This is a genomic window from Thalassobaculum litoreum DSM 18839 (genome assembly GCF_900102465.1).
Taxonomy (GTDB): Bacteria; Pseudomonadota; Alphaproteobacteria; order Thalassobaculales; family Thalassobaculaceae; genus Thalassobaculum; species Thalassobaculum litoreum.
Genome location: NZ_FNBW01000002.1, coordinates 394,423 through 417,110, shown reverse-complemented (window position 1 = coordinate 417,110; position 22,688 = coordinate 394,423). Strand labels below are relative to the sequence as shown.

General features: G+C 67.8%; 25 protein-coding genes. 17 read left to right on the top strand and 8 right to left on the bottom strand.

Translation table 11 applies throughout. The annotated features are described in order from the left end of the window. The first annotated feature begins 254 nt into the window (after positions 1 to 254). From BLS34_RS05140 to BLS34_RS05130, 3 genes are all read left to right on the top strand, one after another. Positions 255 to 1,376: an FAD-dependent monooxygenase gene (locus tag BLS34_RS05140; RefSeq protein WP_093148629.1), complete on the top strand. Its 1,122-nt coding sequence runs from the start codon at positions 255 to 257 to the stop codon at positions 1,374 to 1,376. A gap of 354 nt (positions 1,377 to 1,730) precedes the next feature. Continuing rightward, positions 1,731 to 2,261, top strand: coding sequence for a nuclear transport factor 2 family protein (locus BLS34_RS05135; protein ID WP_038013835.1), 531 nt, complete (start codon positions 1,731 to 1,733; stop codon positions 2,259 to 2,261). A gap of 357 nt (positions 2,262 to 2,618) precedes the next feature. Next, positions 2,619 to 3,230 carry a PAS domain-containing protein gene (locus BLS34_RS05130; RefSeq protein WP_093148627.1) on the top strand — a complete coding sequence of 204 codons (612 nt, stop codon included), beginning with the start codon at positions 2,619 to 2,621 and terminating at the stop codon, positions 3,228 to 3,230. Between the two features lie 53 nt (positions 3,231 to 3,283). On the opposite strand, the gene BLS34_RS05125 is transcribed toward BLS34_RS05130, so the two are convergent. The 3 genes from BLS34_RS05125 to rfaD form a co-directional block, all read right to left on the bottom strand. Next, positions 3,284 to 4,420 carry a zinc-dependent alcohol dehydrogenase family protein gene (locus BLS34_RS05125; protein WP_175474100.1) on the bottom strand — a complete coding sequence of 379 codons (1,137 nt, stop codon included), beginning with the start codon at positions 4,418 to 4,420 and terminating at the stop codon, positions 3,284 to 3,286. 117 nt (positions 4,421 to 4,537) lie between these two features. After that, on the bottom strand, positions 4,538 to 5,362 hold the full coding sequence (locus BLS34_RS05120; protein WP_093148623.1) for a metallophosphoesterase family protein: 825 nt from the start codon (positions 5,360 to 5,362) through the stop codon (positions 4,538 to 4,540). A 19-nt stretch (positions 5,363 to 5,381) separates the two neighbouring features. Continuing rightward, a complete protein-coding gene (gene rfaD / locus BLS34_RS05115; RefSeq protein WP_093148622.1) occupies positions 5,382 to 6,365 on the bottom strand; it encodes an ADP-glyceromanno-heptose 6-epimerase in 984 nt (327 codons plus the stop codon). 150 nt (positions 6,366 to 6,515) lie between these two features. Here rfaD and BLS34_RS05110 point away from each other — a divergent pair, with 150 nt between their 5' ends. The 14 genes from BLS34_RS05110 to BLS34_RS05045 all read left to right on the top strand — a co-directional run bounded on the left by BLS34_RS05110 (position 6,516) and on the right by BLS34_RS05045 (position 18,439). After that, on the top strand, positions 6,516 to 6,884 hold the full coding sequence (locus BLS34_RS05110; protein WP_038013840.1) for an accessory factor UbiK family protein: 369 nt from the start codon (positions 6,516 to 6,518) through the stop codon (positions 6,882 to 6,884). 310 nt (positions 6,885 to 7,194) lie between these two features. After that, positions 7,195 to 7,698 carry a type III secretion system chaperone family protein gene (locus tag BLS34_RS05105; protein WP_028793707.1) on the top strand — a complete coding sequence of 168 codons (504 nt, stop codon included), beginning with the start codon at positions 7,195 to 7,197 and terminating at the stop codon, positions 7,696 to 7,698. A 42-nt stretch (positions 7,699 to 7,740) separates the two neighbouring features. Then, positions 7,741 to 8,559, top strand: a complete 819-nt coding sequence (proC, locus tag BLS34_RS05100) for a pyrroline-5-carboxylate reductase (protein WP_093148620.1) — start codon at positions 7,741 to 7,743, stop codon at positions 8,557 to 8,559. Positions 8,560 to 8,626: 67 nt separating this feature from the next. Then, entirely contained in the window at positions 8,627 to 9,271 is a 645-nt protein-coding gene (locus BLS34_RS05095) for a hypothetical protein (protein WP_139189095.1), read from the top strand. Between the two features lie 102 nt (positions 9,272 to 9,373). Further along, positions 9,374 to 10,321 (top strand): ribose-phosphate pyrophosphokinase, encoded by a 948-nt coding sequence (locus BLS34_RS05090; protein WP_028793709.1) that lies wholly within the window; start codon positions 9,374 to 9,376, stop codon positions 10,319 to 10,321. A gap of 115 nt (positions 10,322 to 10,436) precedes the next feature. Further along, complete coding sequence (locus BLS34_RS05085) at positions 10,437 to 11,114, top strand: 50S ribosomal protein L25/general stress protein Ctc (protein WP_028793710.1); 678 nt, start codon at positions 10,437 to 10,439, stop codon at positions 11,112 to 11,114. Positions 11,115 to 11,236: 122 nt separating this feature from the next. Then, complete coding sequence (gene pth, locus BLS34_RS05080) at positions 11,237 to 11,887, top strand: aminoacyl-tRNA hydrolase (RefSeq protein ID WP_093148618.1); 651 nt, start codon at positions 11,237 to 11,239, stop codon at positions 11,885 to 11,887. Between the two features lie 4 nt (positions 11,888 to 11,891). Then, on the top strand, positions 11,892 to 12,995 hold the full coding sequence (gene ychF / locus BLS34_RS05075; protein ID WP_093148616.1) for a redox-regulated ATPase YchF: 1,104 nt from the start codon (positions 11,892 to 11,894) through the stop codon (positions 12,993 to 12,995). A 24-nt stretch (positions 12,996 to 13,019) separates the two neighbouring features. Next, positions 13,020 to 13,688, top strand: coding sequence for a dienelactone hydrolase family protein (locus BLS34_RS05070; RefSeq protein WP_028793713.1), 669 nt, complete (start codon positions 13,020 to 13,022; stop codon positions 13,686 to 13,688). Between the two features lie 197 nt (positions 13,689 to 13,885). Next, positions 13,886 to 14,425 (top strand): hypothetical protein, encoded by a 540-nt coding sequence (locus BLS34_RS05065; protein WP_028793714.1) that lies wholly within the window; start codon positions 13,886 to 13,888, stop codon positions 14,423 to 14,425. Further along, positions 14,422 to 15,141 (top strand): SDR family oxidoreductase, encoded by a 720-nt coding sequence (locus tag BLS34_RS05060; RefSeq protein WP_093148614.1) that lies wholly within the window; start codon positions 14,422 to 14,424, stop codon positions 15,139 to 15,141. Before BLS34_RS05065 ends, BLS34_RS05060 begins: the two co-directional genes overlap by 4 nt. Positions 15,142 to 15,152: 11 nt before the next feature. Further along, positions 15,153 to 16,253, top strand: a complete 1,101-nt coding sequence (locus BLS34_RS05055; protein WP_093148612.1) for a mandelate racemase/muconate lactonizing enzyme family protein — start codon at positions 15,153 to 15,155, stop codon at positions 16,251 to 16,253. An 81-nt stretch (positions 16,254 to 16,334) separates the two neighbouring features. Then, complete coding sequence (locus BLS34_RS05050; RefSeq protein ID WP_038013845.1) at positions 16,335 to 17,543, top strand: CaiB/BaiF CoA transferase family protein; 1,209 nt, start codon at positions 16,335 to 16,337, stop codon at positions 17,541 to 17,543. Next, on the top strand, positions 17,543 to 18,439 hold the full coding sequence (locus BLS34_RS05045; RefSeq protein ID WP_093148611.1) for an HpcH/HpaI aldolase/citrate lyase family protein: 897 nt from the start codon (positions 17,543 to 17,545) through the stop codon (positions 18,437 to 18,439). The genes BLS34_RS05050 and BLS34_RS05045 overlap by 1 nt, the downstream gene beginning before the upstream one ends. A gap of 69 nt (positions 18,440 to 18,508) precedes the next feature. On the opposite strand, the gene BLS34_RS05040 is transcribed toward BLS34_RS05045, so the two are convergent. The 5 genes from BLS34_RS05040 to BLS34_RS05020 all read right to left on the bottom strand — a co-directional run bounded on the left by BLS34_RS05040 (position 18,509) and on the right by BLS34_RS05020 (position 22,622). Further along, positions 18,509 to 18,865 (bottom strand): DMT family protein, encoded by a 357-nt coding sequence (locus BLS34_RS05040; protein ID WP_245701916.1) that lies wholly within the window; start codon positions 18,863 to 18,865, stop codon positions 18,509 to 18,511. Between the two features lie 111 nt (positions 18,866 to 18,976). Further along, on the bottom strand, positions 18,977 to 19,951 hold the full coding sequence (locus BLS34_RS05035) for a class I SAM-dependent DNA methyltransferase (protein ID WP_093148608.1): 975 nt from the start codon (positions 19,949 to 19,951) through the stop codon (positions 18,977 to 18,979). A 243-nt stretch (positions 19,952 to 20,194) separates the two neighbouring features. Beyond that, a complete protein-coding gene (locus BLS34_RS05030; protein ID WP_093148606.1) occupies positions 20,195 to 20,887 on the bottom strand; it encodes a class I SAM-dependent methyltransferase in 693 nt (230 codons plus the stop codon). A 5-nt stretch (positions 20,888 to 20,892) separates the two neighbouring features. Further along, complete coding sequence (locus BLS34_RS05025) at positions 20,893 to 22,107, bottom strand: BtaA family protein (protein ID WP_028793720.1); 1,215 nt, start codon at positions 22,105 to 22,107, stop codon at positions 20,893 to 20,895. A gap of 128 nt (positions 22,108 to 22,235) precedes the next feature. Continuing rightward, a complete protein-coding gene (locus BLS34_RS05020; RefSeq protein ID WP_028793721.1) occupies positions 22,236 to 22,622 on the bottom strand; it encodes a hypothetical protein in 387 nt (128 codons plus the stop codon). Between the last annotated feature and the right edge of the window lie 66 nt (positions 22,623 to 22,688).

Here is a 22,688-nt window from a genome sequence, read left to right as displayed (position 1 = left end):
CGCCATGAAATGATAGGATCAACGTCTCCCAGACGTGAAGCCTCCCTGTTCAACTTGCCGGGAACCTCGTGTTCCCGGCAGTTTTTTTATGTGCGACAGGCACATAGCCTCCGATCGATATCCGGCCCGATTGATCGATTCGGACACCGTTCCCGCCGTCGATCGATAGATCGTGGACGTCGACCAGACCTTTGCTCCCGCGGATCCCGGACCCATATCCCTCGAAACGGATAGTTCGGGACGCGAGCGCACGGATGCAGGTCGACGCAGTCATCGTTGGAGACGGGCCTACCGGCCGTCTCGCCTACAGGGTCCTGAGCGCGCTGGGCCTTGATGCCGTCGTCGTTGCACCCGCGAACGCGCACGGGACCGATCCGCGCACCACGGCCCTGCTGCCGTCCAGCGTCGAGGGCCTAGACCGCCTCAGGATCGACGTCCGGCCGAAGGCGACGCCGCTGCCTACGATGCTCATCGAATCCGTGGGACCGTTCGGGCTTACCGCGGAGCGGTTTTCGGCGGCGGAGGTCGACACCCCCTATCTCGCCCTCAACCTGCCGATCGGCGATCTCGTCGCGCTCATGCCGGTGGCGCATCGGGTGGAAGACAAGGTCGTCGGGGTCCGTCACGGTCCCGGCCGTGTCTCCGTCCTCACCGAGGGTGGCGCCCAGATCTCCGCGCGGCTGGCGATCGCCGCCGATGGCGTCCGCTCGCCGACCCGCGAGGCGGCGCGCATCCGCATGTGGCGGCGGCCGCTCGGTCTGAGCGCCCTCTGCGCGCCGGTCGAACTGGACGCCCCCCATCAGGGGCTCTGCATCGAGCGCTATGACGATACCGGGTCGATCACCGTGATCCCGGTCGGAGGCCGGGAGGGCTCGCTGATCTCCATCGCCCCGACCGCCGAAATCCAGCGGCTCGCGGCCGCCGGCGCCCCGGCGATCGAGGCGTCCGCCCGGATGCGCCAGCCGGCCTATGGCGCGATCCGCCTGGCCGCGCCGCCGGTCGTCTTTCCGGTGTCGCTTGGCTGGGCGCCCGCACCCGTCCGTCGCCGCGTCGTCGCGGTCGGGGAGGCGGCCCACACCGTTCCCCCCATCGGCGCCCAGGGATGGAACCTGGCGGTGCGCGACGTGCTGGCCCTGGCGGACGTGCTGAGCGACGCGGTGCGCACGGGTGGCGATATCGGCGGCAGCGACGTGCTCTCCCGCTATGCCCGCCGGCGCCGCTTCGACCTGCCCGGTCGTCTGGCGGCGGTGGGCATGCTCGCCGGGGTGGCCACCGATACGTCGCTTCCGGGGCGTCTGGCGCGCCAGGTGGGGCTGGGCATGCTGTCCCGCGTCACGCCGATCAAGCACGCGCTCATGCGTCGAGGGCTTGCCTGAGGCCCCCCAACCGGAGCCGAGCCGGCTGGCTACATGCCCGATCCCGCGGCCCTGGGACGGCCGCATCGAGATCGCAGTCTGTACGCCCGCCGGCCTTAAGACCATCCCGGTCGCCCTTTGCACAGCCGGCCCGATCGACTTGGGGAAGGCTCACCGTCTACTACCTGTCTTTACTGTTTTGCAAAAATCCATCGGATATCGTTAAGAATCCATACCAGATATATTAATGGAACGACTTCGGACGTGGGCGTAAAAGACATCATGGACAAACAAAGACGAGTCGTTGTTGCCGGTCTCGCCACAGCGTTAGCTGGCAGCGTCATTCCCGGAATCAGCGCGACTGGAGCGCCTATCATGACCGATCCGGCACTTATCAAGAAACTCGATGCTGTCTTCAATGCGCACATGGACGCCGAGCTGGCGGGCGATCTCGACAAGACGCTGGCCACCATGTCCCCGAATCCGCACCTCGTGAACATCCCGACGATGGTGGGCGGCCAGGGGACGGATGGTGTGCGGACGTTCTATGCCAATCGGTTAATCGGTCAGTTCTTCCCGCCGGACGTGACGTTCGAGACCATCTCGCGTACCTACAGCGAGGAGCGTCTGATCGACGAACTCATCATCTCCTTCAGTCATACGACGAAGATGGACTGGATGCTTCCGGGGGTCGAACCGACCGGCAAGAAGGTCGAGGTTGTGTTCGTGGTGATCGTCGGCATCGAAGACGGCAAGGTCTCCTATGAGCACATCCTGTGGGACCAGGCGAACGTGCTGGTGCAGCTCGGCCTCATCGACCCGACAGGGCTGCCGGTAGCCGGTGCGGGAGCCGCGGCCAAGCTGCGTAACCCCTCCACCCCCGACCCGTTCTTCAACGAAGGCTGAGGCCGAGGCGTCCGGATCCTTTCTAAGATGCCCACGGGGGTGACCGACGGGCGGGCCGCGCCTCATGCCCTACACGTCGCCCTTGGGTGATCCATCGCGAGGCTTCGGTGCCGGACAGCCTGGAGGCCTGCCGGGTCCCCAAGAGGGGCTGCGGCTACGATTGCGCGCGTTCGAGGCTAACCGTTTCTTCATAAATCTGCCTTAACCTTTAAAAAGAACCATAGGTGCACATCAAAGGTCACTCGTTATCAGGCGAGGCCACATGTAGCTGCCGGGCCTGTGCCGGCGGCAGCGGCCCCGGTCGGTACGGCATCTGAGTCAGGTAGGTCGGTGTCCATTCGAGATAACAACGCAATTATGGCGCTTCGTGAGAGCTGGCCCGGTGCCTTTCTCGGCGAGCCTCCGGCGCGCGACATGCGCCTGGAAGCGGAACGGGTGGCGACCGGGTTGGTGGAGGGCGATCGCCGCGAGCTCGACCGGCTGTTCGACACCATGGACAGCAACGCTCCCGAACTGGTCTGGTCGCCGGATCAGGCGGAACTGTCCTGCGACATCCTGGGGTTCCTGCGGCGCTACTGGATCGAGCGAAAGCGCGGCGATGACTTGCCGCTGTCGAGCGGGATCGACGCCATGGATCTCGTGCCGGCCCTCGGCTACGTCATGCTGATGGAACCGATGGACGGTGGAAGCGACTTCCTCTACCGGGTCTACGGCTCTCGGATCGTCGACTACTCGAAGACCGAGATGACCGGCAAGCGGGTCTGGGACGTGCCGTCGCCCCTGGTCGCGGCCTATTTCATGGCGACGTACAAGGCTGTCTGCATCCGGCGCGAGCCGCTGTACACCTTCCACCGGTCGCGGCTCGCCCAGTTCCACGCCCAGTGGGAGCGGCTGATCCTGCCCTTTGCGAATGCCGACGGACAGATCGACCGGCTGCTGGTCGGCAATGTGCCGCGCCTGCAGCGCTGATTAGCAGGGCCGGTCCGGGCCAGGACGACCCGGCCCGGACGCATGCGGCGGCGTCAGGCCGCGTGGGGGGTGAGGATCTGGCGTACCGCCTCGCCCGACACCAGCTTGTCGAAGCCGGCATTGACCCCGTCGAAGCCCACATGCTCGCCGATCAACCGGTCGACCGGCAGGCGGCCCTGGCGGAACGCCTCCAGGTATTTCGGGATGTCGCGCACCGGTACGCAGGAGCCCATGTAGCTGCCGCGCACGGCGATCTCGCGGCTGACCAGATCGGCCGCCGGGATCGGGAAGTCCGCGCCCTGGGGCGACAGGCCGACGGTGACGAGCTGACCGCCGGTCTTCAGGATGTCGTAGCCGGTCTTCAGCGCCGGGATCACGCCGGCCCCTTCCAGTGACACGTCCACACCGCCGCCGGTCAGGTCCTTGATCTGCTGGACATGGTCCGGCTCGCGGGCATCGATCGTGTGATGGGCGCCGAGCTGGCGGGCGAGGCCGAGCTTGGCGGGATTGATATCCACCGCGATGACCTGGGCCGCCCCGCCGAGAATGGCGCCGAGCATGGCCGAGAAGCCGACGCCGCCGAGGCCGATGACCGCGACCTTGTCGCCCGGTGCGACGCGGGCGGCGTTCAGGGCCGCCCCCACGCCGGTCATCACCGCGCAGCCGAAGATGGCCGCGGTCTCCAGCGGGATGTCGCTGTCGATCTTCACCACCGAGCCGCGGTCGACCACGGCGTATTCGGCGAAGCAGGACACGCCGGTCTGGTGGTTGATCGGCGCGCCGGTGGAGTCCTTCAGGCGCTTGCCGCCGCCCATCAGGTCGCCCTTGGCGCGGGCCACGGCATGGGCCTCGCAGATCTGCGGCCGGCCTTCCAGGCAGCGGATGCAGCGGCCGCAGGAGGCGGAGAACTGGAACACGACCGGGTCGCCCGCCTTGATGTCGCGGATGCCGGGGCCGACTTCCACGACCTCGCCGGCCCCTTCGTGGCCGAGCACTACGGGCAGCGGCCGGGGACGCGATCCGTTGATCACTGACAGGTCGGAGTGGCAGAGACCCGCGCCGATGATCTTGACCAGCATCTCGCCCGGACCGGGCGGATCCAGCTCCACCTCCTCGATGGCGAGGGGGACGCTCTTGGCATAAGGCATCTCTGCCCCGATCTCGCGCAGGACGCTGGCACGCATCTTCATCTGAATTTTCCTCCGGGCGCCCTGGAAAGGCGTCGATGCTTGGTGGGTTTGTGTGCGAGCCTATCGCGGTCCGTCGCCTCCCGCCAAGCCACGGAAACGCCGATCGTGCTTCAGCCTTCAGCCCACGATCGTGCGCAGATAGGGGGCGATGCCGCGTCCGTGGTCCCATTGCCGGGGATAGCCCAGCGACACCTCCTCGAAGCGGGTGTCGCCGCGCATGTCGGTGCGTCTCGTGTGCAGATGGCCGGTCACCACGGCATAGGCGTCGAAGCGGGCGTGCCAGTCCTCGGTCCGCACCGTGCCGCACCAGGGGGTGAAACGCGGCACGCGGGGGATGCGCACGAGGTCGCGGCGCAGCGGCCAGTGGTTCACCAGCACGGTGCGGGTGCCGGCGGGGATTTCCGCCCGCAGCCGCCGCTCCGTCCGCGCCAGCCGGTCGTGGCACCAGGCGATGCGGCTTTCAAAGGGGGCGGGCGACAGCAGGATCTCGTCGCTGCACACGTTGTGGGTCTCCTCCGCCCATTCGACCACCGCGTCCAGGGGCACGTCGTCCGGGCGGAAGCTGTAGTCGTAGAGCAGGAACATCGGCGCGACGGCCAACCGCCCGACCCCGTGCGGCAGCGGGCCGGGCCAGAGCGGGAAGGGGTCTTCCGGCGTGACGACGCCGAGGGCACGCGCACGGTCGACCAGGGCCTCGTAACGGGCGGCGCCGACCGGTTCGTCCGAGCTGGGCCGCGACCAGAGCTCGTGGTTGCCGGGCACCCAGATCACCTTCGCGAACCGGTCGGCCAGCAGGGCCAGAGCATCGGCGACCATGTCGATCCGTTCGGCCACGTCGCCGGCGACGATCAGCCAGTCGTCGGGGTGCGGCGGCAGGGCGTCCAGCGCCTCGCGGTTGACCGCCCCCGCCAGGTGCAGATCGGCGATTGCCAGCAGTCGCATCCGGCCCGCTCCCCGGCGCTCAGCGGTATGGGTCGTCGGAGGTGAGGAAGCCCTTCACATAGCGCCGCACCCCTTCCTCCAGGGTGGTGAACTGGTCCGGGTAACCGGCCTCGCGCAGCCGGTCCATGCGCGCCTGGGTGAAGTACTGGTAACGGTCTCGGATCGCCTCGGGCATGTCGATGAACTCGATCCGCTCCTCCTGGCCGAGCGCCGAGAACACGGCGCGGGCCAGATCGGCGAAGCTGCGCGCCGAGCCGGTGCCCAGGTTGAAGATGCCGTTCACCTTCGGCGACTCCAAGAGCCAGAGCATCACCCGTACGCAGTCGTCCACATAGACGAAGTCGCGGAGCTGGCCGCCATCGGGATAGTCCGGGTGATGCGAGGTGAAGAGCTTGGCGGGCTCCCCGGCGGCGATCTTCGGGGTGATCTGGGCGACGACGCTCTTCATCGTGCCCTTGTGGTACTCGTTGGGGCCGTAGACGTTGAAGAACTTCAGGCCGACCCATTGCGGCGGATGCACCCCCGCCGCCGCCAGCTTCACCGCCTGGCGGTCGAAGGCGTGCTTGGACCAGCCATAGGCGTTCATCGGCCGCAGCCTGGACAGACCCGCCGCACTGTCGTCGTCGTCGAACCCGGCGTCGCCGTCGCCATAGGTGGCGGCCGAGGAGGCGTAGATCAGCCGGGTGCGGGTCTCCGCGCACCAGTGCCAGAGCTTCGTCGGCAGGGCGATGTTCTCGCGCACGATCAGGTCGGCATCGCGCTCGGTGGTGGCCGAGATGGCGCCCAGATGGAAGATCGCCTCCACGTCGCCGCGATGGTCGTCCAGAAACGCGAAGATGTCCTCCGGCGGCACGATGGCGGCGAGGTCGCGCTTGGCGACGTTGCGCCACTTGTCGTCGGTGCCCAGCCGGTCGACCACGACGATGTCCCCGCCTACCGCCTCCTCCAGGCCGGCGACGAGGTTTGACCCGATGAAACCGGCGCCGCCGGTGACGATGATCATGGCTTGGACAGGCTCCTGCACGGACGGATCTCAGTTCGGCGACACGCTACACGAAGCGTTCTCATGACCCAACGGTTTGCGGCCCGGCCAACCCCGTGCTTGATCCCGCGGGCCGCCGGTGACATATCCACATGATCCAGGAGGTGAGCCATGCAGACCCGCAGCCGTTTGTTCGACGATCTCGCCCGGGTGGCCAACGGGGCGCTGAGCGCCGCCGCCGGCGTGCGCGCCGAGATCGAGCAACTCGTCCATCAGCAGTTCGAACGTTTCCTGGCCGACCGGGATCTGGTCACCCGCGAGGAGTTCGAAGCCGTCGAGGCGATGGCCGCCAAGGCGCGCGGCGAGCAGGCGGCCCTGGAAGCCCGCATTGCCGAACTCGAGGCGAAGCTGGGCGAGACGAAGAAGCCGGCGCCGAAACGCAAGGCCGCGGCCGGCGATCGGCGGCGCACGACGGCGGCCTCCCGACGCACGCCGACGCGCAAGACCAAGAGCGACGATACCCCGCCGAAAGACGAGTGATTCGCCGCTTTGCCGGCGGCACGCCGGGGTGGCGGCGACCGCGGCGGGCGTAGGCGCGATTTTTCGCCGAACGGCTTTTCTTCCGATATCAATGGCTTCCAACGCGCACTGAATATCGAGTGTGAAGCATCTCGCTGACGCAAAATCTTGTGTTGAATGCGCGAGTCCAGTTTGTGAGGCTATTCCTCGTGGTGATTCGGCGGCCCACACCACAAGATGTGGCCGACCTGAACAGAGTGTCGTCCGCTCTTTCCCGACCCCGGGCTGTCCCGACGCGCCGGTTCGCGCGCCAAAGGGGGACCATTCCGCCATGTCGGTCACCTATGTCGACTCCACCGTCGTTCATCAGAATCCGCTGGATCTGCTCGAAGAGCTGGTCGGGGCCAACGAATGGGCTTTCGATCGCGCCGGATCCGACGAGATGGCCGTGGAGATCTCCGGTCGCTGGTGCGACTACCGACTGTACTTCCTGTGGCAGGAGGACCTCGGCGCGCTGCATTTCTCCTGCCTGCTGGAAAGCAAGGTCCCGGTCGAGAAGCGGCGCGAGGTCAGCGTGCTGCTCACCTTGCTGAACGAGAAACTCTGGCTCGGCCATTTCGACCTCGGCTCCGATGACGGGGTGCCGCTGTACCGCCACACCCTGCTGGTGCGCGGCACCGGCGGCGTGTCGGTCGAGCAGATGGAGGATCTGGTCGAGGTCGCCCTGAACGAGGCGGAAAGGTTCTTCCCGGCCTTCCAGTTCGTAATCTGGGGCGGTAAGACGGCGGAGGAGGCGGTGGCCGCCTCCATGCTCGACGTCGCGGGAGAGGCCTGACAGCCTCTCCTCAACGGAGGCTGACAAGAAAAGGCTGAGGAAATGTCCAAACCCCTGGTGCTCATCGGCTGCGGCAAGATGGGCGGAGCGATGCTGGCCGGCTGGCTGGAGAGCGGAGAGGCGGCCGGCGGCGTGCATGTCGTGGAGCCCCATGCCCAGGCGATGGGCGATCTGGCCCGGCGCGACGGCGTGACCGTCTATGACAGCGCCGAGGCCCTGCCGAACGATCTGGCGCCGGGCGTCGTGATCCTGGCGGTGAAGCCGCAGATGATGGACGAGGCGCTGGTTCCGCTGGCCAGGTTGACCGGGTCGGGCGCCTATTTCCTGTCGATCGCCGCCGGCAAGACCATCGGCTATTTCGAGAAGAAACTCGGGGCTTCGGCGCCGATCGTGCGGGCCATGCCGAACACCCCGGCCGCGGTCGGTCGGGGCATCACCGCCTATGTCGCCAACGACCATGTGAGCGAGGCCCAGAAGGCCCAGGCGCACCGGCTGCTGGAAGCGGTCGGCGAGGCGGTCGAGGCCGAGACCGAGGACCAGATCGATGCGGTGACCGCGCTGTCCGGCGGCGGACCGGCCTATGTCTTCCTGCTGATCGAGACCCTGGCGGCCGCCGGCGTGAAGGCGGGCCTGCCCGAAGTCATGGCCATGCGTCTGGCCCGGGCGACGGTGTCCGGTTCCGGCGAGCTGGCGCGGCAGTCCTCGGAGGAGGCCTCCCAGCTTCGGATCAACGTCACCAGCCCGGGCGGGACCACGGCCGAGGCGCTGAAGGTGCTGATGGCCGACGGCACCGGCATTCAGCCGATCTTCGACGCCGCCATCGCCGCCGCCACCGCGCGCTCGAAGGAACTGGCCGGCTGAGCGCGGAAGACCGGCTTGGTGGTGCCGGCGTCTTGATGCCGGGCCGCGCGGAGACATATTCACCGGTATGACAGACGCAAGCGACATGGCGGGTGAGCCCGCGACGGCTGCCGACCTCCTGGCGGACGCGGCCCTGGAGATCGCCGGAACCGAAGGCTGGCGGTCGGTGACCCTGGCCGGAGCCGCCGCGCGCGCGGGCATCGATCCGCTGACCGCGCGGCGCACCCTGCGTTGCAAGGCGGGACTGCTGGCGGCGATCTCGGCCCGGGTCGATGCCGGCATGCTGGCCGCCCTGGACGAGGACGCGACCGACCCGGCGATTCCGGTGCGCGACCGCCTGTTCGAGGCGCTGATGGCGCGGCTGGACGTGGTGTCGGCCAACCGGGCGGCGTTCGTGTCGATTCTCGACGGCCTGCCGCGCGATCTGGGCACGGCCCTGGCCAGCCTGCCGAGCCTGGGCCGCTCCATGGCGCGCACCCTGGACGCGGTCGGCGAGCGCACCTGGCCGCCTTTCGGCCCGTTGAAGGTGAAGGGGCTCGCGCTGGTGTGGCTCGCGACTCTGAGGGTCTGGCACCGGGACGACAGCCCGGATATGGCGGTCACCATGAAGGCGCTGGACGGATATCTCGCCCGGGCCGAAGAGATGGCAAACACCTTCATACCGGGGGCCCGGGTGGTTAACGGGCCGGCCGATGCCCCGGAAGCGGTGTAACCGAACCGACTTCTAACTTGCGGGCCGGGATGACGCTGGGTAAGGTCGCGCCGCTTTTCCTGGGTGCGCTTTCGCCCCGCCCGTTACCTCGTCGGTAGGTCCATGTCGACACGCGCCCCGAAGATCCTGGCCTGCAATTCCAACAGGCCCCTGGCCGAGGCCATCTCCGCCTATCTGAACCTGCCGCTGACCAAGGCGGATATCCGACGGTTCTCCGACATGGAGGTCTTCGTCGAGATCCAGGAGAACATCCGCGGCGAGGATGTGTTCGTGGTGCAGTCCACGAGCTATCCGGCGAACGACAACCTGATGGAGCTGCTGGTCACGCTCGACGCCCTGCGCCGCAGCTCGGCCCGCCGCATCACGGCGGTGATCCCGTATTACGGCTATGCCCGCCAGGACCGGAAGTCCGGCCCGCGCACGCCGATCTCCGCCAAGCTGGTCGCCAACCTGATCACCAAGGCCGGCGCCGACCGGGTGCTGACGATCGACCTGCATGCCGGTCAGATCCAGGGCTTCTTCGACATCCCGACCGACAACCTGTTCGCCGCCCCGGTGTTCATCGACGACATCAAGGCGCGCTACGGCGACGAGCCGCTGGTCGTGGTCTCTCCCGATGTGGGCGGCGTGGTGCGTGCCCGTGCAGTGGCCAGCCGCATCCATGCCGACCTCGCCATCATCGACAAGCGGCGCGAGCGGGCCGGCGTGTCGGAGGTGATGAACATCATCGGCGACGTGGACGGCCGGCGCTGCGTGCTGGTGGACGACATCGTCGACAGCGGCGGTACGCTGTGCAACGCCGCCGAGGCGCTGATCCAGGCCGGCGCGATCTCCGCCGACGCCTATATCACCCACGGCGTGCTGTCCGGCGGTGCGGTCGCCCGCGTGACCTCCTCGCCGCTGACCTCGCTGGTCACCACGGATTCGATCCAGGCGACCGAGGCGGTGCGGGTGGCGCACAACATCCGCAAGCTGACCGTCGCCCCGCTGCTGGGCGAGGCGATCCAGCGGATCAGCGAAGAGCGCTCGGTCTCCAGCCTGTTCAACTGAGCTGGATCCGGCAGGCCGCTGCCGTTTTGGGTGGCGTCGCGCGAGGTTTCGCGCTATACGCCCCGCCTTGTCCGCCCGGCACCCCTGGAGGCCGGGCTTTTCATAGGAGACTAGCATGGCTGACGTTGCCACGTTGAACGCCAGCGTGCGCGATCGGGTCGGTAAGGGGTCCGCCCGGGCTGCGCGTCGCGAGGGGTTCGTTCCCGCCGTTATCTACGGCGACAAGAAAGATCCGCTTCCCATTCAGCTGGAGAAGCGCGAGCTCGACAAGCTTCTGAAAAAGCCGGGCTTCTTCTCGCACCTGATCGACCTGAAGGTCGGTGGCGAGAGCCATCGTGTCCTGCCGCGCGACCTGCAGCAGCACCCGGTCAGCGACTTCGCCTGGCATGTCGATTTCCTGCGTGTGTCGGCCACCAGCGAACTGACCGTCGACGTTCCGGTCGAGTTCATCAACGAAGACAAGGCCCCGGGCCTGAAGCGTGGCGGCGTGCTGAACGTCGTGCGCCACACCGTCGAGATGAACTGCCGCGCCGACAACATTCCGGAGAAGCTGGTCGTTGATCTGACCGGTCTCGCCATCGGCGATTCCGTGCACATCTCCGCCATCGCGCTGCCGGAAGGCTCGACGCCGGTGATCGACGATCGCGACTTCACCGTCGCCACCATCGCCGCGCCGACCGTCGTCGCCGAGGCCGATGCCGAGGAGACTGCCGCCGCCGAGGAAGCCAAGGCTGAGGACGAAGCCGAGGACGAGGCCGAGGGCGAGGGCGAGGAGGAGAGCGAGGAGAGCTGATCTCCGCGCCCTTCCGCATGAGCTTCGGCGCCCGCGATCCAGACCCCGGATCGCGGGCGCTGGCATTTTGAGCCTCCGGATGGCATCACCAGCCTGATCTTTCCGAAGCGCGAGGATTCCCCATGCTGCTGTTCGTCGGCCTCGGCAATCCCGGACCGAAATACGAAGGCAATCGCCACAATATCGGTTTCATGGCGGTGGACGAGATCGCCCGCCGCCACAGTTTCGGCCCCTGGCGCGCCCGCTTTCAGGGGCTGGCCAGCGAAGGCGTGATCGCCGGCGAGAAGGTCATGGCCCTGAAGCCGATGACCTTCATGAACGAGAGCGGCCGCTCGGTCGGCGAGGCGGTGCGGTTCTTCAAGCTGCCGGTGGACGCGGTCTCCGTGTTCTACGACGAGCTCGACCTGGTGCCCGGCAAGATGCGCCTGAAGCGCGGCGGCGGCTCCGGCGGCCATAACGGCATCCGCGACATCGACCGGCATATCGACACGAACTACCGCCGGGTGCGGCTCGGGATCGGTCATCCGGGCGACAAGAACAAGGTCCACAGCTACGTGCTCTCCGACTTCGCCAAGGTGGAGCGGAGCGCGTGGCTGGAGACCCTGATCGACGCGGTGGCCCGGGAAGTGGGCGAGCTGGTGCGCGGCGACGAGGCCCGGTTCATGAGCCTGGTGGCCCATGCCGTGTTCCCCCCGCCGCCGAAACCGGCTAAACCCGCGCCGGACAAGACGACAGACACACCGAAAGACACTCCAGCCAGCGACGGAGCGTGAGCCCATGGGCTTCAACTGCGGCATCGTCGGCCTGCCCAATGTGGGCAAGTCGACGCTTTTCAACGCGCTGACCGCCACCGCGGCGGCCGAGGCGGCGAACTACCCGTTCTGCACCATCGAGCCGAATACCGGTCGGGTGGCGGTACCGGATCCGCGTCTCGACGATCTGGCGCGCATCGCCAAATCGGCCAAGATCCTGCCGACCCAGATCGAGTTCGTGGACATCGCCGGCCTGGTGAAGGGGGCGAGCAAGGGCGAGGGGCTGGGCAACCAGTTCCTGGCCAACATCCGCGAGACCCACGCCATCGTCCATGTGCTGCGCTGCTTCGAGGGCGACGTGACCCATGTGGACGGCTCGGTCGATCCGATCCGCGACGCCGAGACGGTTGAGACCGAGCTGATGCTCGCCGACCTGGAGAGCCTGGAGAAGCGCATCGTTGCGCTGGAGAAGCGGGTACGCGGCCAGGACAAGGAAGCCAAGGCGCTGATGCCGCTGGCCCAGAAGGCGGTCGAGCTGCTGCGCGACGGCAAGCCGGCCCGGCTGATGCTGGCCGACCTGGACGCCGAGGAGACCCGGCAGTTCAAGCTGATGCAGCTCCTGTCCGCCAAGCCGGTGCTCTACGTGTGCAACGTGGAGGAAGAGAATGCCGGCATCGGCAACGCGCTGTCCGCCAAGGTGGCCGAGAAGGCTGCGGCCGAAGGGGCCGAAGCCGTCGTGATCTCCGCCGCCATCGAGTCCGAGATCGCCCAGCTCACCGATCCGGAGGAGAAGCGGGAGTTCCTGGACAGCCTGGACCTGGACGAGCCGGGGCTGACCAAGCTGATCCGTGCCGGCTACAAGCTGCTCGACCTGCTGACCTTCTTCACCGTCGGTCCCAAGGAGGCGCGGGCCTGGACCGTGCGCCGGGGCGCGAAGGCACCGGAAGCGGCCGGCGAGATCCATACCGACTTCCAGCGCGGCTTCATCCGGGCGGAGACCATCTCCTTCGCCGACTACGTCGCCACCGGCGGCGAGCAGGGGGCCAAGGACGCCGGCAAGATGCGGGTGGAAGGCTCCGAATACGTGGTGCAGGATGGCGACGTCTTCCATTTCCGCTTCAACGTCTGATCACAGTTATCCGAGGGGAACTTCATGGCCGACACGCTCAAGCTGAAGGCGTCCGACGGGCACGCGTTCGACGCCTACCTCGCCCAGCCGTCCGGCAAGCCGCGCGGCGGCCTGGTGGTGATCCAGGAGATCTTCGGCGTGAACAGCCACATGAAGAGCGTGGCCGACGCCTTTGCCGAGGACGGCTATCTGGCGATCTGCCCGGCCCTGTACGACCGCTACAAGCCGGGCATCGACCTCGGCTATGACGAGGACGATGTCACCGAGGGCCGCGAGATCCGGGCCAAGGTCGGCAACGACGATCCGCTGCTGGACATCGCCGCCGCCGCCGATGCCGTGCGCTCGGCCGGCCGGGTCGGCGTGGTCGGCTACTGCTGGGGCGGTACCCTGACCTGGCTCGCCGCGACCAAGCTCGACGGCTTCTCCGTCGCCTCCAGCTACTACGGCGGCGGCATCGGCGGTCTGGTCGACCTGCAGCCGAAATGCCCGGTGATCTTCCATTTCGGCGAGCAGGACCACGCGATCCCGATGGATGAGGTCGAGAAGCTGCGCCAGGCGCATCCGGACCTGCCGGTGCATGTCTACCCGGCCGGCCACGGCTTCAACTGCGACGCCCGCGGCAGCTACGAGCCGAAGAGTGCGGAGATCGCCCGCGAGCGCACCCTGGAGTTCTTCAAGCAGCATATGGGCTGAGGTCCCGCCGCCTCTTCGAAACCGGTTCCATCGACTGCCCCTGCCGCCTAGAGCAGATCGTGCGGTGACGGGATCGCTTCGTGATCGCGTCAGCGTGCGTGAACCTGCTCGATCTTATTGTTTTAGAGACAAATTCACCGACCGTATTGAATCATGAAATGAGTCGATACGGTCGGATTTGGCTCTAGAATGGGTGCATGGGGAGAGGTGCCGAGGACGGCGGGTGGCCGACTGACTGCGCCCAGTGCTTTGGTCTGTGCTGCGTCGCGCTTGCTCATCAGCCGGCGGCCGGGTTTCCGGCCGTCAAGGCGTCCGATACTGTCTGCTGTCACCTGAACGACGACTTCCGCTGCTCCGTCTTCGAGCGCCTGGAGGCGGAAGGCTTCCCGATCTGCCGCGCGTATGACTGCTACGGGGCCGGCCCGGTCGTCAGCGACCGGCTGCGCGCCGAATGGGGGCCGTGGACGCCGCCGATGGTCGCCGGCGCCGCGGGCCATCTGCTCGGCTTTCGCGAGTTGGCGCGTCTGCGCATGCTGATCGTCGCCCTGCGCCGGGAGGGGTCGCCGGAGGCAGTGGAGCTCGCCGCGCGGCTCGATCCGGTCGCCGACGCCTTCCGCCGGACCGGTCGCGTCGAGATCGATGCCGAGACCGCGCAGTTCATGCGTTGGCACGAGCCCTTGATCTCGGCCATTCTGGCACCGCTCAAAGAACAAACCAAACCCAGGGAGGGACCATGAGCGGTCTTGAAGGCAAGGTCGCCGTCATCACCGGCGCGACCAGCGGGATCGGCCTCGCCACCGCCGAGGCGCTGTCCGAACGCGGCGTGAAGCTGGTGCTGCACGGCCGCCGCGGCGAGATCCTGCAGGCCCATGCCGCCCGTCTGCCGAACTGCGACGTGCTGGCCGGCGACATCGCCGATCCGGCTACACCCGACGCCCTGGTCGACCTCGCCATGAAGCGCTTTGGTCGGATGGACATCGCCTTCGCCAATGCCGGGCTGATCGCCAGCGGCCCGGTCGACGACATCGACCTGGACGCGATGTCCGACATGCTGCGGGTCAATATCGACGCCACCTTTCGCTTCGCCTACACCGCCCTGCGCCACATGAAGAAGGCGGGCGGCGGCGACATGCTGTTCACCGGCTCGGTGCTGGGCACCAAGACCCGGCCGAATGCCGGCCCCTATGCGGCGACCAAATACGCGGTCGAGGCGCTGGCGGAATCCCTGCGCATGGAACTGGCGGGAACCGGCGTCCGGGTCGCGGTGGTCGAGCCGGGGCTGGTGCGCACCGACCTGCACCGCGACTACGAGGTCCGCCCGGAGATCGCGCAAAGCGTCCCGCAGCCGCTGACCCCGGCCGACGTCGCCCGGGCGGTGGTCTTCGCGGTGGAGCAGCCGGCCTCGGTGCTGATCCCGCGGATCATGGTCCTGCCGTCCGGCCAGAACGTCTGAGGAGCCCCCCCGTGAAGATCACCGGCCTGCGCACCCGCGCCATCGAGATTCCGTTCGACAAACCGATCGGCACCGCCATCCATCGCATCGAGGGAGTGGCCGGCCTGCTGGTCTGGCTCGACACCGACGAGGGCATCACCGGGGAAAGCTATCTCTGGGCCATCGGCGCCCACCGCCTGCCGGTGCTCGACGCCATCACCCGGATGCTGGGCGAGCGGATGATCGGCAAGGACCCGCGCGACACCACCGCCCGGTTCGACGAGATGTGGGGCGAGATCAACTTCCTCGGCCATAAGGGCGTGTCGCTGTTCGGCATCGCCGCGATCGACTGGGCCTGCTGGGACATCCTCGGCCAGTCGCTCGGCGCCTCGGTGTCCCGCCTGCTCGGCCGCCGGCGCGACCGGGTGCGGACCTATGCCTCGGGCGGGCTCTGGGCGTCGATGACGATCCCCGAACTCCAGGCCCAGGCCCGCGACTTCCTCGACCAGGGCTTCCAGGCCATGAAGATGCGCATCGGCAAGCCGGATATCGGCGAGGATATCGAGCGGGTCGCCGCCGTGCGCGACGCCATCGGGCCGAAGGTGGACCTGATGGCCGACGCCAACCAGGGCCTGAGCGTCCCCCATGCCACCCGCCTCGGCCGGCGGCTGGAGGACTTCAACCTGGTCTGGTTCGAGGAGCCGGTGCAGGCCTACGACCTGGAGGGCTCGGCCCGGGTGGCCGCGGAGATCGACACGCCGATCGCCAGCGGCGAGACCGAATACGGCCGCTACGGTTTCCGCGACATGCTCGAGCGCAAGTCGGCCGACGTGCTGATGCCGGATCTGGAGCGGGTCGGCGGCATCACCGAATGGATCCGCGTCGCCAACATGGCGGCGTCCTACGACGTGCCGGTCAGCCCGCATCTGTTCACCGAGCATTGCCTGCAGATCTGCGGCGCGGTGTCGAACATCAGCTACGCCGAGCACATGCCCTGGTTCCGGCCGCTGTTCAGCGAGCAGGTTGAGCTGGTGGACGGCGACCTGCTGATCCCCGACGTGCCGGGTCTGGGCTTCCGGTTCGATCCGGATGCGGTGGAAAGGTATGCACTGGACCGCCGGGCCCAGGGATGAAAAACATAAGCTGAAGAGATTGAGACGGGTCGGCGGGTTCTCCGCCGCCGCGATAATCCGGAATCTGGAGGAAATGGACGCATGAGTGGCGTCGAGAAGGAGTGGGTGGGCGACGTTCCCGGCGCCCTGGATGGAATTCGTGTCCTCGACATGTCGCGCCTGGTCGCGGGCAACGCGGTGACCCATCTGCTGGCCGATCACGGGGCCGAGGTCATCAAGATCGAGAAGCCGGACGGCGGCGACGACCTGCGGGCCTGGAACACCGCCGGGGTCACGACCCACTGGAAGGTGATCTGCCGCAACAAGAAGAGCGTGACCCTGAATTTCCGCCAGGAAGGCGCCATCGATCTGATGCTCGATCTGGTCGCCTCGGCGCGGGTGCTGGTGGAGAACTTCAAGCCCGGCACGCTGGAGAAGATGGGGCTCGGTCCGGACGTGCTGCTGGCGCGCAACCCTAACCTGATCATCATCCGGATCTCCGGCTGGGGTCAGGACGGGATGTGGTCGCATCGCCCGGGCTTTGGCTCGCTGGTCGAGGCGATGAGCGGGTTCGCCGCCATGAACGGCTTCGCCGACCGGCCGCCGGTGCTGCCGCCGCTGGCCCTGGCCGACATGATCGCCGGCCTCTACGGCGCCTTCTCCGCCATGGTCGCGATCCGCGAGATCGAGGTGAAGAACGGGCCGGGGCAGGTGATCGACCTGTCGCTGTTCGAGCCGGTCCATTCGGTGCTGGGCCCGATCGTCGCCAATTACGACCTCACGCAGACGGTCCCCGAACGCACCGGGTCGCTGTCGAACCAGTCGGCCCCGCGCAACGTTTACCGCTGCAAGGACGGCAAGTACGTGGCGCTCAGCGCGTCCATGCAGGCCATGGCGCAGCGGTTGCTGCGCACCATCGGCCGCGGCGATCTGGTGGACGACCCGAGGTTCCGCACCAATACCGACCGGGTCGCCAACCGCCACGAGCTGGACCCCATCGTCGGCGCCTTCATGGCCGAGCGGACCCAGGCGGAGAACCTGGCGATCTTCGAGGAGGCGGGCGTCACCGTGGGTGCGGTGCCGGATGTGGGCGAACTCGCCGAACATCCCTATCCGATCGACCGGGAGGCCATCGTCTCCATGCCGGATGCCGATGCCGGACGGATCGCCATGCACAACGTGATCCCGCGCATGTCGGGCAGCCCGGCGCAGCTCCGCACGCCGGCGCCGGAACTGGGCGAGCACAACGAGGAAATCTGGCCCGCACTCGGCCACGAAACCGATGCCCTGCGGGCGAAAGGACTGATCTGATGACCGCTGAATCTTCCCGCGCGGCACCTCTGTGGCGGTCGCTGCTCTACGTCCCGGCCAATGCCGACCGCTTCGTCGCCAAGGCAGGCGAACGCGGTGCGGACGTGGTGATCCTCGATGTCGAGGACTCGATCCCGCCGGACCGCAAGGAAGAGGCACGGGCGGCTCTGCCGGGCTCCATCGCCACCGTGGCCAAGGCGGGGACGGTCGAGGTCATGGTCCGCATCAACCGGCCCTGGCGGCTGGCGATCGCCGACCTGGAGGCCGCCGTGATCCCGGGCCTGGACGCGCTCTGCCTGCCCAAGGTGGACAGCGCCGACCATATCCGCGCCATCGACGAGGTGGTCGGCGAGCTGGAGGCCGAGCGGGGCCTGCCGGTCGGCCATGTGCGCTATGCCGTGCTGGTGGAGACCGCCAAGGGCGTGCACGAGGCCCGGGCCATCGCCAAGGCCAGCCCGCGGGTGGCGGCGATCACCCTGGGGGGCGAGGACATGGCCGCCGATCTCGGCCTGCCGGAGCCTGACCCCGCCGTGCTCGATCCCTATGATGCGCTGGTGCGGCTGGCGGCGCGGGAGGCGGGCGTCATCCCGCTCGGCTATCCCGGTTCGATCGCCGAGTTCAGCGATCTCGACGCCTTCCGCCGCGGCGCGGAGCAGGGACGGCGCAACGGCTCGGAAGGCGGGATGGGCATCCACCCGGCGCAGATCCCGGTGCTGAACGCCGCCTTCACGCCGAGCGAGGAGGAGATCGCCAATGCCGAGGGTCTGCTCGCGGCCTTCAAGGACGCGCTGGCCCAGGGCAAGGGCGCGGTGGCCTACAAGGGTAAGATGATCGACAAGCCGATCGTCGACCGCGCCGAGCGGATCATGGCGGTGGCCGCGCGGCTGAAACGGTAGGCGACTTCCCCGCATCCCCCTCTCGTCTTGCCGGCGCAAGGTCAGGAAGACGAGAGGGGGAGGGCACCGTCACCCCCAGGGCTTGAAGAACACCAGCGCCGCGCCGCCGGCGATCATCGCCAGGCCGAGGAGCTGACTCGGGGCGATGCTCTCCTTCAGGTACAGGAAGGAGAACGCCACGAAGACGGCGATGGTGATGATCTCCTGGATCGTCTTGAGCTGAGCGGCGCTGTAGACCCCGTGGCCGATCCGGTTGGCCGGCACCGCCAGACAGTATTCCGCCAGCGCGATGCCCCAGCTCACCAGGATCACGACGAGCAGCGGCGTGGCCTTGAACTTCAGGTGGCCGTACCAGGCGAAGGTCATGAAGACGTTGGACGCCACCAGCATCAGCGGCGGCAGCAGATAGCTCATGGTCGGGGTCACGCGGGTCTCCGGGGATCATGGCGGCCGCCTCCGGCCGACCGGGGAAGGAACACGCCCCAGCATATGCCGCGCGGCGGCTCGATTTCGACGCGAGACCGCGGGGACGTACGGTCAGGAGCTGATCCTGGGCTCCGGATCCAGCTCGCCCGACCCGGCCGCCACGACCGCGCCGTCGGCCGGACGCTGCACGGTGAAGACATGCGCCGACAGCGGCTTGCCTGCCTCCAGGCGCAGGACCTCGGTGCGCTGGTCGAGCACGGTCAGCCGGGCCGCCGCCGCCATCGCCCGCACGTACTCGGCCGAATGGCCGTAGCGCAGGGTCGGCAGCAGGCGCATCACCTCGCGCTCGGCCGCGCCGGACGTGTCCAGCGCCTCCACGGTGAAGACGGCACGGCCACCGGAACGCAGGGCCAGGCCGAGACCGGTCATGACCTGATCCAGCGCGCCCACATAGTTCAGCACATCGACGGCGACGATCCAGTCGTAGAGCCGCGGCGGGTCGAACAGGAAGGCGGCGACGTCGCCCTGGTACAGGCCGTCATAGATTTTCTTCGCCCGCGCCTTCTCCAGCATGCCGTCCGACAGGTCGATGCCGTCGAGCCAGGCGCAGTGCACGCGCAGGCGTTCGCCGACCAGACCGGTGCCGCAGCCGAGATCCAGCACGCTGCCCAGGCCGTCCGGCCCGCCGGTGCCGATCAGCTCGGCCGCCAGGGCCGGCCCCCGATAGGCGAGATCCTGCAGCAGCGAGCGATCGAACCGGTCGGAGAAGTCGTCGAACAGCGCCCGGACATAGGGCGTCTGCGTCATGTCCGGCGCCGGGGCTGCGCCGAGCAGGGCGAGATGGAGCATCGCCCCATGGCGGTCCGCATCGCTGAGGCCGAGATAGCGCCGGAAGCTGGCCACCGCCTCGTCCCGCAGGCCCAGCCTGGCCTGGGTCTCGCCGGTCAGGACGATCAGATCGACCCAGTCCGGCGCCAGTTCCCGCGTCTGGTCGAGCAGCGACAGCGCGCCGGCCAGGTCGCCCTGGTCGATCAGCATGCGCGCATAGCCGACGCGACGGTCGGCCCTGGGATCCCTGGATGTCATGATGTGAGCGACGGTACCTGCGCGCGCGGTCTACGCGCCTGGGCTGCCCGACCCTCCGAAAAGCCTGAGATGACGAAACGTTTACTCCCAAGCGCCCCCGGCGGATAGGGCCTTTGCTGCGTATTCGGATCCGCTCAGGCGCATGGGTCGGGGCGACGCCCGGCATTGATGCTCGCGGCGTCATTCGCGGGGCTGCTGTCGGCCGTGGCGGCGATCCGATTGGAGCGCCGGCGGTAGGGCCGATCAGGGCAGGCGGCGCAGATCGGCGCGGAAGGCGTAGCCGCGGAAGATCGGCCGGATATCGACCTCGGCCCGCCCGGACGCCTTCAGCTCGCGCAGATAGCCGAGCAGCTCCGGGCGCACATGCACGCCGAACAGGTCGAGCCACCGGAACAGCATACCCCGGAACCAGCCGGGCAGGCCGGCCTGGTCGCCGAAATCGACGATATGGACACGGCCTCCCGGCTTCAGCGAGCGCAGGGCGTGCTCGATCGACTCCCGCCAGGGCGGGATCATCGACAGGGAATAGGAGAACACGATCCGGTCCAGCGGCTCGGCCAGCCCGAAGGCGGCGGCCGGGTCGAACTGCTCGGCGAAGCCGTGCACCAGCGGCAGGCGGCCGGCGAGCCCGGCGCGGTCTGCCTTGGCCCGGGCGGAGCGCAGCATCTCGGTCGACGCGTCCAGGCCCATCAGCCGGGCCTGCGGGTATCGCCGGGCCATCAGCACCAGGTTGCGCCCGGTGCCGCAGCCGATCTCGCACACCGTCTCGCCCGGGTTCAGGTCCAGCTCGGCGATGAGCTGGTCGCGACCCAGGAGATAATAGGCGCGGCTCAGGTCATAGATATGGCGCTGCAGGCGGTACATGTCGTCCATCTTGCGATGGACGACACTGGTATCGCCGCCGGTCCCGTCCTGGCCGCGGACATCGTCCGCCATGCTGGTCAGTCCTTGAGCGTGTACAGGTGGAAGCCGCCATAGATCGACGAGCGGTCGGCGGCAGTGTGCAGCTTGCTCTCGGCCTCGTGGTACTGGAAGCGGTCGAGCATCTCGTTGGGGATGCGGCCCGGCAGGATGCTGTCCTCGCCGGCGGTGCGGAAGATCACCCGGGTCCCCGGCTTGGCGGTGCGCAGGATCTCGCCCCACAGCTCGTTGAGCTGCTCCGTCGTCATCCAGTCCTGGGCGTCGAGCAGCACGTAGCGGTCCAGCGACTGATCCGGCTGGGTCTCCAGGTAGGAGGTCACCGACGTCTGCTTGAACTCCACCCGGTCGAGCTTGGTCTGCAACTCGTCGTAGTGATGCTCCTGCAGGTAGCGCGGCACGGCGATGCGGTCGACCTTGTCGTAGCCGCGGCCGAAGGCCTGCCAGGCGAAGTAGTTGTCGGTGAACGGGAAGTCGCAGGCCAGCCGTTCCAGCCGGGAGCGCATCAGCCCGGCCATGTTGCCGCCGGAGGAGGCGGACAGCTCCTGGAACTGTGCCGGCGGGATGCCGAGGCCGAAATAGCTCACCGGCAGGCGGCAGATGGCTTTCATGACCGCCGTCTCGAAGATCGGCTCGATCAGCGTCTCGAACAGCCAGCGCTGCTCCGCCAGATTGCGCGCGGTCAGCAGCCGTTTGGGGTTCTTGCCGCTCAGCCGGGCGACCAGATGCAGCAGGCCGATGAACCGGCCGAGCACCCCGTGCTTGTAGATGTTGCGGGCGAACAGGTTGATCCGCCGGCCGGTCAGGCCGCGGCGCATCCAGTAGGCATGGGTCTCGGGGTCGAGATGATCGCGCACATGCTTGTGGAAGGCGCGCACGTTGCCCTTCTCGTCGGCATGGCCGAACAGCCGGAAGAACGACTCGTAGCTCGGCAGGTGCTTGAGCGCGGCGATCTTCAGGTGGCACAGCGCGATGTGGTGCGGATTGAGATCGACGGCGGTCACCCGCTCCGGGCTCTCGGTCAGATAGTTCAGAACGTTGCAGCCGCCGGACGCGATCGTCAGAATCCGGCTCTCCGGCGTCAGGCGCAGGGCCTTAAGGTCGACCTCCGGATCCTCCCAGATCTGCGGATACACCAGGCCGTGGAACATCACGATGAAGGCACGATCGAGCACGCCCCGCTTGGTGAAGCGGCGGTGGGGGGTCACGGCGTCCGACAGCAGGGGGTTCTTTTTCATCTCTCACGCCTCCAGGGATCGACGGCACACACTAGCCGAGACACGGGTTCACAGCGTCCGATCGAATGGCGATTTCATCAAATCTTCACGCCTGCCGCCATTCACCACGGAACACGGCCGTTTTCAGGCTATTTGCCGGGCGCTTTCGCGGTCTCGGGCTTCCCGGCAGCGCCGCCTTCGAGGGGATAGTACCCTATTCTGAGCGCGAATCGATTGCGGATCGACTCCAGCACCTTCTCGCTGTCCCGCGGCATCGGGATCTTGCGGTCGAGGGCGAAGAGGAGCAGGGCGCCGACGACTTCCTGGGGCTCGAACTTGACCTTGATCTCCACGCCGGAGTCCGGCAGCAGACGCAGCAGGCCGGTCGGGGGCGCCTCGCCGGCCACCCCGCCGACCGGGTCCGCTCCGACGACGGTTCCGATCGGCAGCTTGCGGCCGCTCTTCTGGCAGAACTTCACCAGGGCCTGCGCCGCCTCGTGCGGCGTGAAGACGATGAACCGGAACTCAGAGGGCATGGGAGGGCCTTCGTCGGGAAGCGGGCAGTCGAGCAAAGCTGTAGGGGACCGACGGTTAACGTCCCC

Bases quoted from the DNA above. Each gene is read 5' to 3' on its own strand.
- BLS34_RS05050 (WP_038013845.1), top strand. From the start codon at position 16,335: ATGAGTGGCGTCGAGAAGGAGTGGGTGGGCGACGTTCCCGGCGCCCTG.
- ychF (WP_093148616.1), top strand. From the start codon at position 11,892: ATGGGCTTCAACTGCGGCATCGTCGGCCTGCCCAATGTGGGCAAGTCG.
- BLS34_RS05070 (WP_028793713.1), top strand. From the start codon at position 13,020: ATGGCCGACACGCTCAAGCTGAAGGCGTCCGACGGGCACGCGTTCGAC.
- BLS34_RS05085 (WP_028793710.1), top strand. From the start codon at position 10,437: ATGGCTGACGTTGCCACGTTGAACGCCAGCGTGCGCGATCGGGTCGGT.
- BLS34_RS05140 (WP_093148629.1), top strand. From the start codon at position 255: ATGCAGGTCGACGCAGTCATCGTTGGAGACGGGCCTACCGGCCGTCTC.
- BLS34_RS05090 (WP_028793709.1), top strand. From the start codon at position 9,374: ATGTCGACACGCGCCCCGAAGATCCTGGCCTGCAATTCCAACAGGCCC.
- BLS34_RS05110 (WP_038013840.1), top strand. From the start codon at position 6,516: ATGCAGACCCGCAGCCGTTTGTTCGACGATCTCGCCCGGGTGGCCAAC.
- BLS34_RS05025 (WP_028793720.1), bottom strand. From the start codon at position 22,107: ATGAAAAAGAACCCCCTGCTGTCGGACGCCGTGACCCCCCACCGCCGC.
- BLS34_RS05125 (WP_175474100.1), bottom strand. From the start codon at position 4,420: ATGAAGATGCGTGCCAGCGTCCTGCGCGAGATCGGGGCAGAGATGCCT.
- BLS34_RS05105 (WP_028793707.1), top strand. From the start codon at position 7,195: ATGTCGGTCACCTATGTCGACTCCACCGTCGTTCATCAGAATCCGCTG.
- proC (WP_093148620.1), top strand. From the start codon at position 7,741: ATGTCCAAACCCCTGGTGCTCATCGGCTGCGGCAAGATGGGCGGAGCG.
- rfaD (WP_093148622.1), bottom strand. From the start codon at position 6,365: ATGATCATCGTCACCGGCGGCGCCGGTTTCATCGGGTCAAACCTCGTC.
- BLS34_RS05020 (WP_028793721.1), bottom strand. From the start codon at position 22,622: ATGCCCTCTGAGTTCCGGTTCATCGTCTTCACGCCGCACGAGGCGGCG.
- BLS34_RS05130 (WP_093148627.1), top strand. From the start codon at position 2,619: ATGGCGCTTCGTGAGAGCTGGCCCGGTGCCTTTCTCGGCGAGCCTCCG.
- BLS34_RS05045 (WP_093148611.1), top strand. From the start codon at position 17,543: ATGACCGCTGAATCTTCCCGCGCGGCACCTCTGTGGCGGTCGCTGCTC.
- BLS34_RS05065 (WP_028793714.1), top strand. From the start codon at position 13,886: ATGGGGAGAGGTGCCGAGGACGGCGGGTGGCCGACTGACTGCGCCCAG.
- BLS34_RS05120 (WP_093148623.1), bottom strand. From the start codon at position 5,362: ATGCGACTGCTGGCAATCGCCGATCTGCACCTGGCGGGGGCGGTCAAC.
- BLS34_RS05030 (WP_093148606.1), bottom strand. From the start codon at position 20,887: ATGGCGGACGATGTCCGCGGCCAGGACGGGACCGGCGGCGATACCAGT.
- BLS34_RS05035 (WP_093148608.1), bottom strand. From the start codon at position 19,951: ATGACATCCAGGGATCCCAGGGCCGACCGTCGCGTCGGCTATGCGCGC.
- pth (WP_093148618.1), top strand. From the start codon at position 11,237: ATGCTGCTGTTCGTCGGCCTCGGCAATCCCGGACCGAAATACGAAGGC.
- BLS34_RS05095 (WP_139189095.1), top strand. From the start codon at position 8,627: ATGACAGACGCAAGCGACATGGCGGGTGAGCCCGCGACGGCTGCCGAC.
- BLS34_RS05060 (WP_093148614.1), top strand. From the start codon at position 14,422: ATGAGCGGTCTTGAAGGCAAGGTCGCCGTCATCACCGGCGCGACCAGC.
- BLS34_RS05135 (WP_038013835.1), top strand. From the start codon at position 1,731: ATGACCGATCCGGCACTTATCAAGAAACTCGATGCTGTCTTCAATGCG.